Source organism: Variovorax sp. P1_G12 (assembly GCF_056405555.1).
In genome coordinates this window covers 228,465-243,539 of sequence record NZ_JBFUBW010000003.1, presented here as the reverse complement: position 1 = coordinate 243,539, position 15,075 = coordinate 228,465, and the positions used below count along the sequence as shown (strand labels likewise).

Genomic DNA, 15,075 nt, shown 5'->3' with positions numbered 1-15,075 from the left:
GTCGCCTTCCGTGCGGGGTCGTTCAGGCGGGCTCGTTGAAGGTGGGCTCGGAGGGTTCGACCACGTCGTAGTCACGCTCCCAGCCCTCGTTCTCGAGCTTCAGGGTCTGGATCGCGACGGCGTTGGCGTTGGCATCCAGGTCCGGCAGCGCCTGGTATTCCGACACCCAGCAGCGGAACACCTTGTAGGCGATGGCGAGCTGACCGGCCTCGTTGTAGACCTCGATGATCAGGTCCTTGCGGAAGTTGGCCAACGACACCTCGGCACCCAGCCCGGAGCCGAAGTTCCAGACCTTGTTGGCCCAGCGTTCGAACTCGACGTCGTGGGTGACGCCGCGCTCCAGCGTGATGGCCTCGAACTTGGTGCGGCCCGGCGACTTGCGCGTGGACGACGGGTCGCCGCCCTCGCGGTGCTCCACCGGCTCGGTGCTGCGCTTGAGCGCGCCGACCTTGGAGATGCCGGCCACGTAGCGGCCGTCCCACTTGACGCGGAATTTGAAGTTCTTGTAGGGGTCGAAGCGGGTGGCGTTGACGCTGAACTGTGCCATGTCGTTCTTCCTCGATCAGGTTGGAATCTGGCCGGCCATCTGCTGGATCTTGATGACGACGAACTCGGCCGGCTTGAGCGGCGCGAAGCCGACGATCACGTTCAGCACGCCCAGGTTGATGTCGGCTTGCGTGGTGGTCTGGCTGTCGCACTTGACGAAGTAGGCGTCGCGCGGCGAGTTGCCCTGGAAGGCGCCCTGGCGGAACAGGCCCTGCATGAAGGCGCCCAGGTTCAGGCGCACCTGCGCCCACAGCGGCTCGTCGTTGGGCTCGAACACCACCCACTGCGTGCCGCGGTACAGGCTTTCTTCGAGGAAGAGCGCGAGCCGCCGGACCGGCACGTACTTGTATTCGTCCGCGCTGGCATCGGCACCGCGCAGGGTGCGCGCGCCCCACACCACGCGGCCGTTCACGCCCATGGAGCGCAGGCAGTTGATGCCCAGCGGGTTGAGCTGGCCGTTCTGCAGGTCGTTCAGGTTGACCTGCAGGTCCTGCACGCCGTTGAGCCCGGCGTCGAGCCCGGCCGGTGCCTTCCAGACGCCGCGTGCGACGTCGGTGCGCGCCATGATGCCGGCCACCGCGCCGCTGGGCATGAAGGTGTCGACGCGGTTGTCGCGCAGCGGGTCCACCATGCGCAGGCACGGGTAGTACAGCGCCGCGTTGCGTGGGGCCGTGCCGCTGAAGCCGAGCGCGTTGCGGCCGGCCTGTGCGTTGGAAACAGCGCTGGCCGCGGAGGCGCCCCAGGCGGGATCCGGGTCGACGATCAGCATCGCGCGGCGTTCCACGCACATCGCGAGCGCGCCCTGCCAGACGTTGGCCGGCACCGGGGTGTAAGTGGACGGCAGGGCAGAGGTGTCACGCGCCAGTGGCGGGATCACCAGCAGGTTGAACAGGTCGACATTGGCCAGCGCGTGGATGCCGGTGCGGCTCGCAGCGCTGCCCAGCACGTCGTCGGCGCGCAGTGGCGGCCCGTCTTCGCCGCCGGTGGCAACCACCCAGTTGGGCGTGGGGCTCGGGCGCGCTGCCGGCACCGCGCCCAGCGCCCGCACCAGCGTGGATTCGCGCTCCAGCACCAGCGGCAGGTAGCGCGGGTTGACGAGCGTCGTGGAGACCGAGCCGATGGTCTCGAACACGTATTCGTCGCGGTCCTGCCGCGGCTGGAAGCGCAGGATCAGGTTGAAGCGCGTGGTGTCGGTTCCAGACAGGCTGTCGGTGTCGTAGTCCACCTTGGCCGAGAGTCGCTTTCCCCAGGCGCCCACGCTGGCGGCCGTGAGCGTCAGGCCCGTGGGCAGCGTGAGGGTTGCAGCCGCAGCAGCCGCAGCTGGTGCTGGGGCTGGCGCCGGTGGGGGCGCGGGCGGGGGCGGTGGCCCGGGTGGCCCGGGTGGCGCAGGCGGAGCCGCCGTGCCGACGACCCGCACCACCAGCGCCAGCGCGCCGCCGTTCATGTAGAAGTCGCGCACCGCATAGGACATGGGACAGTCCGCGACCAGGCCGCCGAACCGGCGCTCGTAGTCTGCGAAGCTCGTCAGCATCACGGGTTCGCCGGTAGGGCCGGAGGCGGCCCGGCCGACGAAGGCCGTGATCGACGTGGCCACACCGGTCAGGGTGCGCACGCCGCTGGGCACTTCCTCCACGTAGACGCCTGGGTAACTCAGGGCACTGGGCATACATCCCCCAATTCATCATCAATTGACGATCAAGAGCCTGGCGGCTCCACCTGCAATCCCTCGCTGCCCGCCCGCCGGGCGGGCGGCGCGGTACACCGTCTGGCCGTCCGGACCGCAGACGCACTCGACCTCACCATTGCCCACCAGTGCGACCAGTGCCGCACCGACGACATCGGGCGAAGACCACACCATCCGCGGCTGCAACCACCAGGCTGCGATGCCCGCGATCGTGTCGCAGGCCCGCGGATGCGCACGCATGTAGCGGCGCAGGTCTGCGATCGCTTCCGTCACCGCATCGATGTCGTCGCGCCGGGCCATCCGAGAGCACCCCCCACGCGCTGCTACTTGCAGCAAGCGTGCCATCCGCATCGCGAGTGCAAGTACTTGATTTGATTGGGCTTTGTTGCGAGGGCTTTGACGTCGCTGTGCATTCGAAAGCACAGGCTTCGTCGCGCCTCGGGCCACTGCGCGCCCCGTTCCCCGAGCGTCGTCCGCAGCGATCGCGGGGTGTGTCGGAGCCGACACGGGTGTGCGAGCGTTGACATGGTGCGCGCGAGCGGTACGCAGTCTCCTTCCACCGGTGGGTGGATGGATGCGGGAGCGGGGAGGGGAGGGGAAGCGGGCCTAAGCGCTGCCGATCGAGTGCGCTTGTGCCTTGACGCCGTATTTCTTGACAAGACGGCTCAGCGAAGCTCGTTCGATGCCAGTCAGCCGCGCGGCCTCGCTGATGTTGCCGTCGGTGCGTGACAGCCAGTCCTCGATGAATTCGCGCTCGACCAGGTCGGCTGCCGCGCGCTTGGCCGCGCGCAGCGAATGCCCGAGCGTGCCGGCGGCGTGCACGGCGGCGACGTCGACCTGGGCCAGTTCGGGCGCGCATCGCTGCAGGTCGGCCAGCCCGACCTCGAGCCCTTGGCAGACCACGTGGGCCTTGAGCAGCACGTGTTCCAGCTGGCGCACATTGCCCGGCCATTCGTAGGCACGCAGCAATGCCAGTCCCTGATCGCTGATACGACGTGCCAAACCACTGGTCTGCCGCGCCGCCTTGGCCAGCAGATGCGGCACCAGCAGGGCCAGGTCGTCAAGCCGCTCGCGCAGCGGCGGCAGATTGACGCGAAAGGCGTCCAGCCGGTACAGCAGGTCGTCGCGGAAGCTGCGTGCCGCCGCCTTCTCATGCAGGTCGACGTTGGAGGCCGCGACGATGCGCACGTCTGCGTGGTGCAACTGGCTGCCGCCCAGCGCGCGGTAGCTGGAGTCCTGCAGGAAGCGCAGCAGCACGCCCTGTCCGCGTGGCGACAGCGCTTCCATCTCATCCAGGAACAGCGTCCCGCCCTCGGCGAGGTGTACCAGTCCTTGGCGCGCATGACTGGCGTCGGTGAAGGCGCCGCGGGTGTGGCCGAACAACTCACTCTCGACCAGCGTGTCGGGCAGCGTTGCGCAGTTGACCGGGATGAAAGGGCGGTGCCGGCGCTGGCTCTGGTAGTGAACGGCGCGCGCGACCAACTCCTTGCCGGTGCCGGTTTCGCCGGCGATGAGCAGCGGCGCGTTCCATGCAGCGTACAGCTTCACCAGCTCCATGGCTTCGCGAAAGCGAGGGCTGTGGCCGACAAGATTCTGCGCCAGCGCCGCGCCAGCGTCGTTGCAGCCCTCGTCTTCCGAACAAGCTACCGTCTCCGGGCATGAAGAGTTGTTGGTGTGCATTCGGTTTCCCTCCTCCATCTGTTGCCCTGGCCAATCCCGGAGTCGCTCACAGATTGGCGGAATCCTTCGCGGGCCAAGACAAGCCTGTGGTGTGTTCGCGTCCTCCCGGATCGAGTGGTCGGCCACATGTCATGACTTTGGACAGCACACGCCTATGTTCCCTCGCATGGCCATGGCGGACCGGTGCGCAAGGTCCCGGGCCTCGGTAGCGCAAGGACCCGCCAACGCCGCGTGACCCCACACGGTGGCGCGAACCACGTCGGCGCTGACTGCCCCGTGCAGCATCGTGTTCGCTGCAATCCCGAATCCAGCACCAGACCCACCGACACGATTCACCGCGAATCCAACGAAGCGCGCCCATCATCCGTCGACAGCTTGAATCGCGCATCTATCAAACGAACTAGTGGCGTGAGAAGACGCTGAACGATGAACATCCCAGCCAGACTCGCGGACATGACGGACGAATGAAGAAGTTAAAACTTTCGACTGCGCGATGCGCGGCCTTCGCCGCATCTTTGCAAGGTCGATGCGAAGCGACCTTGCGTTCTTGCCCCACGAAGGGCTCGATGACAAAGGAAACGATGGGCCATCAAAAGCTTGAGCCCACGGGCGGAACGATGCAGCAGCGCCTTGTTGACACCGGTCGTATGCACCAACCGCGCGAAGGTGGAGGGCGGCTATCGGGAGGCCATGAAAGAACTGGGGTACTCGGTGCCGGAGAAGCAATCCGAGGACTACACCCAGCGGATCCAGGCGGAACGAGCCGCATGGGCAGAGCGGGTCAAGCTCGCGGACTTCAAGCCGACCGAGTAAGCGGCAACGAATCACGGTCCCGCAGGCTGCGCTTTCGTCGGCGGCGGCCCGCGGGCACCAGTTCGCGGACGTGCCTCCTATATGAGCTCGGCGATTGCTTTTCCCATTTCCAGCGTGGTGGCCTTGCCACCGAGATCGCCGGTGCGCGGCCCGTCCCTGAGCACCTTCTCGATGGCCGCGAGAATCGCGTCGTGCGCCTCGCGCTCACCGAGGAAATCCAGCATCAGTGCGCCCGACCAGATCATCGCGATCGGATTGGCGATGCCCTTGCCGTAGATGTCGGGCGCCGAACCGTGGACGGGTTCGAACAGCGACGGGAATTTCCGCTCCGGGTTCAGGTTGGCTGACGGCGCCAGTCCGATCGTGCCGGTGCAGGCCGGCCCCAGGTCGGACAGGATGTCCCCGAACAGGTTGCTCGCCACCACCACATCGAAGCGCTGGGGTTGCAGCACGAAGCGCGCCGTGAGGATGTCGATGTGCTGCTTGTCCACCTTCACATCGGGAAAGCCCTGGCCCACGGCGTCGGCGCGACCGTCCCACCAGGGCATGCTGATGGCGATCCCGTTGCTCTTCGTTGCCACGGTCAGGTGCTTGCGGGGGCGTGACTGCGCGAGCTCATAGGCGTACCTGAGCACGCGGTCGGTGCCGAAGCGGCTCATCACCGTCTCCTGCACGACGATCTCACGCTCGGTACCCTCGTACATGATCCCGCCGAGGTTGGTGTACTCGCCTTCGGTGTTCTCGCGCACGATGTAGAAGTCGATGTCACCGGCCTTGCGCCCGGCGAGGGGACACGGCACGCCTTCGAACAGGCGCGCGGGGCGCAGGTTGATGTATTGGTCGAACTCGCGGCGAAACTTCAGCAACGAGCCCCACAGCGACACATGATCGGGGACGGTGTCGGGCCAGCCGACCGCGCCGAAATAGATGGCATCCTGCGCTTGGAGCTGTGACTTCCAGTCCGTGGGCATCATGTCTCCATGCTGCCGGTAGTAGTCGCAACTTGCCCACTCGATGTTCGTGAACTGCAGGTCGAAGCCGAATCGGCTCGCGGCCTTCTCCAGCACCCGATGGCCCTCGGGCATGACCTCCTTGCCGATGCCGTCGCCAGGAATGCTGGCGATCTTCAGTGTCTTCTTGTGGCTCGTGCCCATGATGCTTTCTCTGGTTGAAGTTCAGTAAGCCGCGCCGCCGGCCGCGCTCATCGCGCTTTCGGTACCCAGCCCAAAATCGCCTGCCAGGCGGCGCGCGCCCTGGACCATCAGCGTCACGTCGATGCCGACGGCGACGAAGGTGGCGCCGAGTTCCAGGTAGTGGCGGGCCAGCTTGGCGTCGCCGGTGAGGGTGCCGGCGGCCTTGCCGCTGGCGACGATGGTTCGGATGGCGTGGTCGATTGCCGCCTGCACCTCGGGGTGGCCGGGCGCACCGCGATGGCCCATCGAGGCGGCGAGGTCGGCGGGCCCGATGAACACACCGTCGACGCCATCGACCGCGCAGATGGATGGCAGATTGGCCAGCGCCGTCCTTGTCTCCGCCTGCACCAGCAGGCAGACCTCGTCGTTGGCGGCGCCGAGGTAGTCGCGCCGTGCTCCCCAGCGCGAAGCGCGCGCCACGGCGGCACCGACGCCGCGTATCCCCTCGGGCGGATAGCGCGTCGCGGCCACCAGTGCCTTCGCCTGCTCCGGCGTGTCCACCATCGGGACGAGCAGGTTCTGCGCGCCGATGTCGAGCAGTTGCTTGATGAGCGCCGTGTCGCCGGTCACGGCGCGCACCACTGGCTGCGCCGGGTAGGCGGCCACTGCCTGCAGTTGGGCGAGCGTGCTGCGCACGTCGTTGGGCGCATGTTCGCCGTCGATCAGCAGCCACTGGAATCCGGCCGTGGCGCAGGCCTCCGCCGCGTAGGGCTGCGCCAGAGAAAGCCAAAGACCGACCTGCGCTCGCCTGGCGGCGAGTGCCTGCTTGAATGGGTTGTTCATCGCGTCGTGCTCCGCTCAGTCGAGCTGGCCCTGGCACACGTACTTGGTGTGCAGGTAGTCGTCGATCCCGTGCACCGAACCTTCGCGGCCATAGCCGGATTCCTTGACGCCGCCGAAGGGAGCGGCCTCCGCCGCCAGCGCGCCCTCGTTGATGCCGACGATGCCCGATTCCAACGCGTCCGCGACGCGCCAGATGCGACGCGCGTCGGTCGAGTAGAAGTAGGCGGCCAGCCCGAATGGCGTGTCGTTGGCCGCGGCGACCACTTCGTTCTCGGTCTCGAAGCGGGTCAGGGCCGCCACCGGACCGAAGGTCTCTTCGCGCGCGCAGGCCATGGTCGAGTCGGCGCCCACCAGGACGGTGGGTGCGAAGTAGTGCATGCCAAGCCGCGGCAGACGCTCGCCGCCGGCCAGCACCTTCGCCCCGCGAGACACCGCATCCTGAACATGGCGCTCGATCTTCTCGACCGCGCGTGCATTGATCATCGGCCCGATCTGCGAGGCCGGGTCACTGGCCGGCCCGACCTGGAGGGCGCCGACGCGCGCTGCCAGTTTGTCGGCGAAGGCGTCATGCACCTTGCCCTGCACGAAAATCCGGTTCGGGCAGACGCAGGTCTGGCCGCCGTTGCGGAACTTGGAGGCCATGAGACCCTCCACGGCGGCATCGAGATCCGCGTCCTCGAACACGATGAAGGGCGCGTTGCCGCCGAGTTCGAGCGAGAGCTTCTTGAGCGTATCGGCGGAGCGCCTCGCCAGGTGCTTGCCCACCGGTGTCGAGCCGGTGAAGGTGATCTTGCGCACCCGCGCGTCGTCGAGCCAGGCGTCGACCACTTCCGGCGTCTTCTCGCGCGAGGCCGTGACGATGTTGACGACACCTGCGGGCACGCCGGCTTCCTCTGCCAGCCTCACGAGCGCGAGCGACGTGAGCGGCGTGTCTTCGGCCGGCTTGCAGACGACGGTGCAACCGGCGGCGAGCGCGGGGGCAATCTTGCGTGCGATCATCGCGGCCGGGAAGTTCCATGGCGTGATCGCCGCGACCACGCCCACCGGCTCCTTCATGGCAAACATGCGCCGACCCGGCACCGGCGCGGGGATGATCTCGCCGTTCATGCGGGTGGCTTCCTCGGCGAACCATTCGATGTAGCTTGCCGCATAGGCGACCTCGCCCTTGCCTTCGGCCAGCGGCTTGCCCTGCTCGAGCGAGATGAGCGTGCCCAGGTCGTCCAGGTTCGCCATGACCAGATCGTTCCAGCGCTTGATGATCTGGGCGCGTTGCTTGGCCGGGACCTTGCGCCACGTGGCAAAGGCCTGGTGTGCAGCGTCGGCGGCCGCGCGCGCTTCTGCGGCGCCCGAATCGGGCACCTGCGCGATCAGCGCGCCGGTGGCCGGGTCGGTGACGTCGAGCTTGCCGCCGGTGGCTTCACACCATTGGCCTGCGATGTAGTTGGCACTGCGCAAGAGCTCGGTGCGTTGAATGGTCAGCGACATGTGTGTTTCGTCGATCTTGAATCAGGAGGAAAAAAACGGGTGTCGGAGGCCGCGCATCGGCGCGTCGCCCGGGGTTGGTTCGCCAGCGGCACTAGCTGACGATGCCCATGTGCCAGGGCACGAACTCGTGGTCGCCGAGGCCCAGAAGTTCGCTTTTCGTCTTGTCTCCGGAGGCGGCGCGAAGGATCTGGTCGAAGATGCGCTGCCCCATCTGCTGCACGTCGACTTCGCCGTCGAGCACCGCGCCGCAGTTGATGTCCATGTCCTCTTCCAGCCGCGTGAACATCGGCGTGTTGCTCGCGAGCTTGATCGTCGGTGCCGGCTTGCTGCCGAACATCGAGCCGCGCCCGGTCGTGAAGCAGATCAGGTTGGCGCCGCTGGCGATCTGTCCGGTGGACGCGACCGGGTCATAGCCGGGGGAATCCATGAAGACGAAGCCGGCCTTGTCGATCGGTTCGGCGTACTCGTACACCGCCTGCAGCGGCGTGGTGCCGCCTTTCATGGCCGAGCCCAGCGACTTCTCGAAGATGTTGGCCAGGCCGCCGGCCTGGTTGCCGGGGCCCACGACGCCATTGAACTGGCCGTTGTGGCCGCGCGTGTATTCCTCCCACCAGGCGAGCCGATCGAGCAGTTTCTGCCCGACCTCCGGGCTGACCGCGCGGCGGGTCAGCATGAACTCCACGCCGTGGATCTCGGGCGTCTCCGAAAGGATCGCGGTGCCGCCATGGCGCACCAGGATGTCCATCGCCGCCCCGAGGGCCGGATTGGCGGTGATGCCCGAGAAGCCGTCGGAGCCCCCGCATTCGAGTCCGATCTTCAGGTGCGCCGCACTGACGGGCTGGCGCCGGATGTCGTTGGCGGCCGGCAGCATGGCTTCGATGGCGGCGATGCCTGCAGCGATCGTTGCACGGGTACCTCCCGTGTCCTGCATCACGAAGGTCTTCACGTGGCTGCCGAGCGTCAGGCCCTGCGAGGCGACGAGGTCGGCCACCTGGTTGCGTTCGCAGCCCAGCCCGACGATCAGCACGCCGGCCAGGTTGGGATGGCGCGCGTAGCCGGCGATGGTCCGGCGCAACACATCGAAGTGCTCGCTGGGAGATGACATGCCGCAGCCGCTGGTCTGCGCGAAGGCGACCACGCCATCGACGTTCGGAAAGGCCGCGAGCCGCTCGGGCGTGAAGTGCGCCGCAATGTGGTGAATGGCGGTGGCCGAGCAGTTCACCGACGAGATCAGGCCGATGAAGTTGCGCGTCGCGACGCGGCCATCGGGGCGAACGATGCCCATGAAGGTGGCGCGCTCGGCTTCCGGCACGTAGTCGACGGGCCGCACGTCTTCACAGAAGCCCGGGTCGCGGTCGAAGTCGATCAGCTCCAGGTTGTGCGTGTGCACGTGTTCGCCGGCCTCGATGTCGCGCATGGCCGCACCGATCACGGTGTCGTACTTCTTCACCGGCTCGCCCGCCGCGATGCGTCGCGCTGCGATCTTGTGGCCGGCCGGCACCTGGGCGCGCATGCGCAAGCCGAACTCGGGCAGCTCCTGCCCGAGGCCGATCGGCGAGCGCGCGATCAACACGTTGTCGCTGGCGTGCAGCCGAATCAGCGCGGATGCGGTGGCGACCGTCGGCGTCGCAGGGGCGAGAGTTGCAGTCATGACGATCTCCGGCGTTCAGTTCTTGCTCATCAGTTCCTTGAGCTTGAGCCGTTCGATCAGTGATTTCTCCTTGGCATAGCTCGCGGCCACGTACTTCTCGTAGTCCGGCGCGTCGAGGTAGAGCAAGGGCGCATCGATCCGGGCGCAGGCCGCCGTGAACGCGGGGCTTGACGCTGCGACCTTGAACGCAGCGCGCAGGCTGGCCAGCACTTCGGCCGGTATGCCCTTGGGAGCGCCGATGCCGTTGGGCGCATCGACGACGACGTTGTAGCCCGACTCCTTGAGCGTGGGCACGTCCTTGAACTCGGTGGTGCGCTGCTCCCCCCAAGTCACCAGGAGGCGCAGCTTGCCGGCCTTCACGTGCGGTGCCCAGGAACTCGAATCGGCAAGCACGTCGACATGGCCGCCCATCAGAGCCTGCAGCGCCTCGGCCCCGCCCTTGAAGGGAATCGCATTGAACTTGACGCCTGCGGCCATGGCGAACTCTTCCATGCCGACATGCGTCGCGCCGCCCAGGCCCGCGGTGCCGTAGGTGATCTTGTCCTGGTTCGCCTTGGCGTCCGCCACCAGATCCTTGAGCGTCTTCCACGGGGCCTCGGCACGCACGGCGATGCCGAAGGTCTGGCCCGAGACGCGGGCGATGTAGGTGAGGTCCTTCATCGGATCGATCTGGACCGTGCCCAGTTGCGAGAAGCGCGTCACCGAGATCGGGATCTGTCCGATGGTGTAGCCATCGGGCTTCGCGGAGGCCAGCGCCTTCAGACCGATCATGCCGGACGCCCCGGCCTTGTTGTCCACGACGACCGACTGGCCGAGTTCCTTGGCGGCGGCCGAGCAGAGCGCGCGCATCGTGACGTCCGCAGTGCCGCCCGCCGGCCACGGACAGATGAATGTCACCGGACGATCCGGGTAAGCGGCCGCGAAAGCGCGGGTAGTGGAAAGCGGAAGCACGGCGGCAGCGAGGCTGCCGAGCATGAACTGGCGGCGATCGGATCTCATCGTTTTGTCTCCTGTTATTCGGCGTGGAGACCGGATTGTTCGTCCTTTGATCATTACAATCCAATCAGAAAACAGACTCTCTTCATTCCTTTTCGGTTATGGAGTCCACATGGCCGAGATCGACCGGGTACTGCGATCCAACCTGAAGCTGCGGCACCTGCAACTGCTGGTGGCGCTGGATGAATTCCGGCACCTCGGCCGCGCCGCCGAGTTTCTTTCGGTGAGCCAGCCGGCAGTGTCCAAGACGCTGGTCGAAATCGAACGCATGTTCGAGCTCGACCTGTTCGTGCGGTCCACGCGCGGCACCGAACCCACGGCCTATGGTCAGGCCGTCGTGCGCTTCGCCCGTTCGGTGCTGGCAGATTTCAGTCGCACGCGCGATGAGATCGCCGCCGTGGCCGGCGGCGCGGCCGGCCGCACCAGCGTCGGAGCAATGGTGGTGGCGATACCCTCCCTGCTTGTGCGTGCCGTCGAATTGCTCAAACAACGTTCGGCGCGCACCACGGTGCTGGTGGAAGAGGGCGATCTGACGCGACTCCTTCCGAGGCTGCGCGTCGGCGAACTGGATCTTTTCGTCGGTCGACTGGAGCCCGGCTACGCGTCGCCCGATCTGGACACCGAGACGCTCTACACCGAGCCGATGTGCATCGTTGTGCGTCCCGACCACGCACTTGCCCGTGACGCGAGAATCGATTGGACAAAACTCGTCGATGTTCCCTGGGTCGTTCCGCCACCGTGGGCGTCATCGCGCGTCAAGCTCGAGCAGATGTTCTACAAGCACAGGCTTGCGCCACCTGCCGACATCGTCGAGACGGCCTCGTTCCTTGCGACCTTGACGTTTGTCCGCGAACGCCCCGCAGTGGGGTTCCTTGCTCGCGGCGTGGCGCGACATTTCGAGGCAGAGGGTCTTATCAGGGTGCTGAATCTCAAGGTGCCGATCGAGCTGCCGCCAGTGGGAATGATCACCTTGAAGGGACGCCTTCGCCCCCCTGCGACGGAGCAGCTGATGGACTGTCTGCGCATCACTGCCGCACGTGCACCGGAGTAGCACCGGCGCCGGTTTGGCAGTTCCTGGTGCGGCTTGGCACGGCCATGTCGGCATTGCCCAGTAATAGAGCATTTTGTTTTGCACATTGTTGTCGGCCGACTCCGGCGCTTGGAATTCCCAAACCAAGCACTCATCGACAAGGCACTGCTGCCGAGCGCCTGAATGCGTCGACGTGGACTCAATTCCTCCTACCTGGCGTGCGAGCGGCGCCTAGATAGCGGGGTCCGATGCTGGACAGGGCGGCAGGGCGGATACCCAGATCTCCCAGGGACGGCAGCATTCCGGTGGCAACGTTAGGGGTGCGCATCGACTGAAGGTTGTCGCGCGACATCAGCGGTTCGCCTGGCAAGTGTTCCATCACGAGCGCCTGAAGTGTTCCGACAAGCTGCGGAAGTGAAAGCACGGGTCTTTCGTGGCCTGACCACCGGCCGGCAAGCTTGACCAGCTCCGCCAGCGTGTAAATGTCGGGCCCTGCGCACTCGAAGGTTTGCCCCGACGTCTCTGGTCGCTCGAGGCACACGAGAATCGCGCGGGCGACGTCCTCGACCCACACGGGCTGGAAGCGGGCTCCCGCACACGCCAGCGGGAACACTGGAGCGAACGCCATCAGGCGCGCGAACAGGTTCAGGAAGCGATCCTTTTCACCATAGATCACCGATGGACGAAGCAGCGTCGTATCGAGATCCGCATCCTTCAACACCCTCTCGCCTTCCGCCTTGGACCGGAGGTACCGGCTTGGCCGCGGGCCGTTCACCCCGAGCGCGCTGACATGCACGATCCGCCGCACGCCGGCCGTGCGGCAGGCCGAGACCAGCGTACGAGGCAACTCGACGTGAGTTCGATCGAACTGTGCTTCGCTGCCGTGGAGGATGGCGATGAGATTGACCACGGCGTCCTTGCCCTCCACAAGCTTCGTGAGTTGTGCAAGATCATGAACATCGGCGCTCACGAGATCGACCGATGCCGGCAGGCCCAGTTTCAGCGCCGGCGACTTGTTGCGCGTGGGCACTGTCATGTCACAACCGTGCTCGGCGAGCAACGCACACAGGCTTTGACCAACGAAGCCTGTGCCTCCGAGAATCAGGACATGGTTCATGGGAGCTCCTGCCGTATTCAGCGGCTGGTCGGGTGTCCAAACTTGAGGCTCTTGATTGCCAGCGCATCGTAGCCCAGGCGTCGCCATGAATGACAGCGGGGCCCGCCGCACGAAGTGCCGACACGGACTTGCGACGCAAACCTAAGGAAAGAGGGGAGCCAACGTGAAGGCGCGAGCACATTCGTGCAAAAGCGGCGAACAGATTTCTGCAAATAGACGCGCATCATCGTGGCCGAGAGGCGTTCGATGATGCCATTATTTAACATAAGATAGATTGCATCACCCAAGTGTGTAGGCCCCGAATAGTAATGTCGCGTTTGGCCCGAATAGAAATGTCGCATGGTCGCCCCGGTCCAGTTCCTGGATCCGAGGCACAGCGATGGCAACACCGGCGGCAACTATCACCATGTCGATGCGTGAGGTCGATCGGCTCAAGACGATTCAAGCGGTGGTCGACCGAATGCTTCGGGTTGGGCAGGCCGCGCAGCGGCTTGGCATAAGCCGAAGGCAGATCGAGCGGCTTGTGAGCCGCTATCTGGACGGCGGACCCACCGGCTTGATCTCTCGCAAGCGAGGCCGCCCAAGCAATCACCAGTTGGCACCAGGGGTCGCGGACCGAGCCATCAGCTTGATCCGAGAACGGTATTCGGACTTTGGTCCGACGCTGGCCTGCGAGAAGCTCGCCGAACGCCATGGTCTGGCGCTCGGCGTCGAGACGGTGCGTACGCTGATGATGACCGAGGGCCTATGGACGCCGCGCAAGCAGCGCGCCGCCAAGATCCACCAGCCTCGCAACCGCCGCTCGTGTCTGGGCGAGCTGATCCAGATCGATGGCAGCGACCACGCCTGGTTCGAAGGCCGGGCGCCGGCGTGCACGCTGCTGGTGTTCATCGACGATGCGACCAGCCAACTGATGCAGCTACATTTCGTGCCCACCGAATCATCGTTCGCCTACTTTGAGGCGACACGCTCCTACCTTGAGCAGCACGGCAAGCCGGTTGCGTTCTACAGCGACAAGGCCAGCATCTTCCGGTCCGTGCGCGCCTCGAGCGACTTCGGCCGTGCCACCACGCAGTACGCGCGGGTGCTGTTCGAGCTGAACATCGACATCATGTGCGCCAACACCAGCCAAGCCAAGGGCCGCGTGGAGCGTGCCAACCTGACCCTGCAGGATCGCCTGGTCAAGGAACTGCGCCTGCGCGAGATCAGCACCCGGGAGGCAGCCAACGCCTTTGCGCCCCACTTCATCGCCGACTTCAACGCCCGCTTCGCCAAGCCAGCGCTGCGAGACTTCGACGCCCATCGGCCAGTGCGTGCGGATGAGGACCTGGACATGATCTTTACCTGGCGGCTGCAGCGCAAGGTGTCGTTGTCGCTGACCCTGCAGCACGAGCGAGTGATCTACCTGCTCAAGGACACGCTGGCCAGCCGCAAGCTGATCCACCGATACATCGACGTCTACGAGTACCCGGACGGCCGCATCGAACTGCGCGCTGATGGATTGAGCCTAGCCTACGAGCGCTACGACCGCCTGCCGCAGGTGGACACTGCCGCCATTGTGGAGAACAAGCGCTTGGGCCATGCCTTGCAGGCCGCTTTGCTGATGCAGGAGCAACGCGACAACCGGCGATTCGGCGCGCCATCGCGCACGAACCAAGGCAAGCCGCCCTCCCCCACAAAGGCAATTCCGGGAACGAAGCACTCGAGGCAGTTCACGTCCGAGGACCTCGAACTTGCCGTGATGGCGGTGTGCAGACCAGCCAAGCAGCCAATCCGAACAGGCCAGAATCGTTGAATCGACCGCGCCGGCCTACGGCTGGCAGGCCGCCAGAGCTCGAAAGCAAGGCGGTCGCCGAGATCGCCGGGCTCTCTCAAGAAGAGGGAAATGCGACATCTCTACTTGGCTGGGGATGCGACATCTGAACTTGGCCTTGACAAAGTGGCTGACGCAAAAGGACTTTTCGCATTCCGCGGAGCGGCCGATGGTTTGGTTCTTGAAGCAGTACTTCCACTACGACGACTGAAGCATTTTCATACTCAGGAACTACGCGAATACTGCGAGCAAAGTTATCAGATCGCCTGCGCCGCGAGGTCCCG

General features: G+C 65.7%; 13 protein-coding genes. 3 read left to right on the top strand and 10 right to left on the bottom strand.

Features of this window, described 5'->3' with window-relative positions:
- Positions 1–22 precede the first annotated feature (22 nt).
- The 4 genes from AC1D2O_RS05265 to AC1D2O_RS05250 all read right to left on the bottom strand — a co-directional run bounded on the left by AC1D2O_RS05265 (position 23) and on the right by AC1D2O_RS05250 (position 3,910).
- Positions 23–547, bottom strand: coding sequence for a phage tail protein (locus AC1D2O_RS05265; RefSeq protein WP_478086227.1), 525 nt, complete (start codon positions 545–547; stop codon positions 23–25).
- Between the two features lie 15 nt (positions 548–562).
- Positions 563–2,212 (bottom strand): phage tail sheath family protein, encoded by a 1,650-nt coding sequence (locus AC1D2O_RS05260; protein ID WP_478086225.1) that lies wholly within the window; start codon positions 2,210–2,212, stop codon positions 563–565.
- Positions 2,213–2,230: 18 nt separating this feature from the next.
- Positions 2,231–2,530: a hypothetical protein gene (locus tag AC1D2O_RS05255; protein WP_478086223.1), complete on the bottom strand. Its 300-nt coding sequence runs from the start codon at positions 2,528–2,530 to the stop codon at positions 2,231–2,233.
- 306 nt (positions 2,531–2,836) lie between these two features.
- A complete protein-coding gene (locus AC1D2O_RS05250; protein WP_478086222.1) occupies positions 2,837–3,910 on the bottom strand; it encodes a sigma 54-interacting transcriptional regulator in 1,074 nt (357 codons plus the stop codon).
- A 633-nt stretch (positions 3,911–4,543) separates the two neighbouring features.
- Between AC1D2O_RS05250 and AC1D2O_RS05245 the strand changes: the two genes are divergently transcribed.
- A complete protein-coding gene (locus AC1D2O_RS05245) occupies positions 4,544–4,723 on the top strand; it encodes a hypothetical protein (RefSeq protein ID WP_478086221.1) in 180 nt (59 codons plus the stop codon).
- Positions 4,724–4,800: 77 nt separating this feature from the next.
- On the opposite strand, the gene AC1D2O_RS05240 is transcribed toward AC1D2O_RS05245, so the two are convergent.
- The 5 genes from AC1D2O_RS05240 to AC1D2O_RS05220 all read right to left on the bottom strand — a co-directional run bounded on the left by AC1D2O_RS05240 (position 4,801) and on the right by AC1D2O_RS05220 (position 10,834).
- Positions 4,801–5,877 carry a tartrate dehydrogenase gene (locus AC1D2O_RS05240; protein WP_478086219.1) on the bottom strand — a complete coding sequence of 359 codons (1,077 nt, stop codon included), beginning with the start codon at positions 5,875–5,877 and terminating at the stop codon, positions 4,801–4,803.
- Between the two features lie 21 nt (positions 5,878–5,898).
- Positions 5,899–6,699 (bottom strand): 4-hydroxy-2-oxoheptanedioate aldolase, encoded by an 801-nt coding sequence (hpaI, locus tag AC1D2O_RS05235; protein WP_478086218.1) that lies wholly within the window; start codon positions 6,697–6,699, stop codon positions 5,899–5,901.
- A gap of 15 nt (positions 6,700–6,714) precedes the next feature.
- The gene (locus AC1D2O_RS05230; protein ID WP_478156410.1) at positions 6,715–8,184 is read right to left on the bottom strand and encodes an NAD-dependent succinate-semialdehyde dehydrogenase; all 1,470 of its coding nucleotides are present in this window, start codon (positions 8,182–8,184) and stop codon (positions 6,715–6,717) included.
- A 91-nt stretch (positions 8,185–8,275) separates the two neighbouring features.
- On the bottom strand, positions 8,276–9,835 hold the full coding sequence (locus AC1D2O_RS05225; RefSeq protein ID WP_478093912.1) for a UxaA family hydrolase: 1,560 nt from the start codon (positions 9,833–9,835) through the stop codon (positions 8,276–8,278).
- 15 nt (positions 9,836–9,850) lie between these two features.
- Positions 9,851–10,834 carry a Bug family tripartite tricarboxylate transporter substrate binding protein gene (locus tag AC1D2O_RS05220; RefSeq protein ID WP_478093914.1) on the bottom strand — a complete coding sequence of 328 codons (984 nt, stop codon included), beginning with the start codon at positions 10,832–10,834 and terminating at the stop codon, positions 9,851–9,853.
- 109 nt (positions 10,835–10,943) lie between these two features.
- On the opposite strand from AC1D2O_RS05220, the gene AC1D2O_RS05215 reads away from it, so the two are divergent.
- On the top strand, positions 10,944–11,882 hold the full coding sequence (locus AC1D2O_RS05215) for a LysR substrate-binding domain-containing protein (protein WP_478156409.1): 939 nt from the start codon (positions 10,944–10,946) through the stop codon (positions 11,880–11,882).
- A 178-nt stretch (positions 11,883–12,060) separates the two neighbouring features.
- Here AC1D2O_RS05215 and AC1D2O_RS05210 read toward each other — a convergent pair whose 3' ends face one another.
- The gene (locus AC1D2O_RS05210) at positions 12,061–12,978 is read right to left on the bottom strand and encodes a complex I NDUFA9 subunit family protein (RefSeq protein WP_478156407.1); all 918 of its coding nucleotides are present in this window, start codon (positions 12,976–12,978) and stop codon (positions 12,061–12,063) included.
- 406 nt (positions 12,979–13,384) lie between these two features.
- Between AC1D2O_RS05210 and AC1D2O_RS05205 the strand changes: the two genes are divergently transcribed.
- Entirely contained in the window at positions 13,385–14,773 is a 1,389-nt protein-coding gene (locus AC1D2O_RS05205) for an ISNCY family transposase (RefSeq protein ID WP_478156443.1), read from the top strand.
- Positions 14,774–15,075: the final 302 nt, after the last annotated feature.

What these genes read in the sequence shown, in the direction of transcription:
- AC1D2O_RS05265 (WP_478086227.1), bottom strand. Translation starts at nt 547, where the DNA reads ATGGCACAGTTCAGCGTCAACGCCACCCGCTTCGACCCCTACAAGAAC.
- AC1D2O_RS05260 (WP_478086225.1), bottom strand. Translation starts at nt 2,212, where the DNA reads ATGCCCAGTGCCCTGAGTTACCCAGGCGTCTACGTGGAGGAAGTGCCC.
- AC1D2O_RS05255 (WP_478086223.1), bottom strand. Translation starts at nt 2,530, where the DNA reads ATGGCCCGGCGCGACGACATCGATGCGGTGACGGAAGCGATCGCAGAC.
- AC1D2O_RS05250 (WP_478086222.1), bottom strand. Translation starts at nt 3,910, where the DNA reads ATGCACACCAACAACTCTTCATGCCCGGAGACGGTAGCTTGTTCGGAA.
- AC1D2O_RS05240 (WP_478086219.1), bottom strand. Translation starts at nt 5,877, where the DNA reads ATGGGCACGAGCCACAAGAAGACACTGAAGATCGCCAGCATTCCTGGC.
- hpaI (WP_478086218.1), bottom strand. Translation starts at nt 6,699, where the DNA reads ATGAACAACCCATTCAAGCAGGCACTCGCCGCCAGGCGAGCGCAGGTC.
- AC1D2O_RS05230 (WP_478156410.1), bottom strand. Translation starts at nt 8,184, where the DNA reads ATGTCGCTGACCATTCAACGCACCGAGCTCTTGCGCAGTGCCAACTAC.
- AC1D2O_RS05225 (WP_478093912.1), bottom strand. Translation starts at nt 9,835, where the DNA reads ATGACTGCAACTCTCGCCCCTGCGACGCCGACGGTCGCCACCGCATCC.
- AC1D2O_RS05220 (WP_478093914.1), bottom strand. Translation starts at nt 10,834, where the DNA reads ATGAGATCCGATCGCCGCCAGTTCATGCTCGGCAGCCTCGCTGCCGCC.
- AC1D2O_RS05215 (WP_478156409.1), top strand. Translation starts at nt 10,944, where the DNA reads ATGGCCGAGATCGACCGGGTACTGCGATCCAACCTGAAGCTGCGGCAC.
- AC1D2O_RS05210 (WP_478156407.1), bottom strand. Translation starts at nt 12,978, where the DNA reads ATGAACCATGTCCTGATTCTCGGAGGCACAGGCTTCGTTGGTCAAAGC.
- AC1D2O_RS05205 (WP_478156443.1), top strand. Translation starts at nt 13,385, where the DNA reads ATGTCGATGCGTGAGGTCGATCGGCTCAAGACGATTCAAGCGGTGGTC.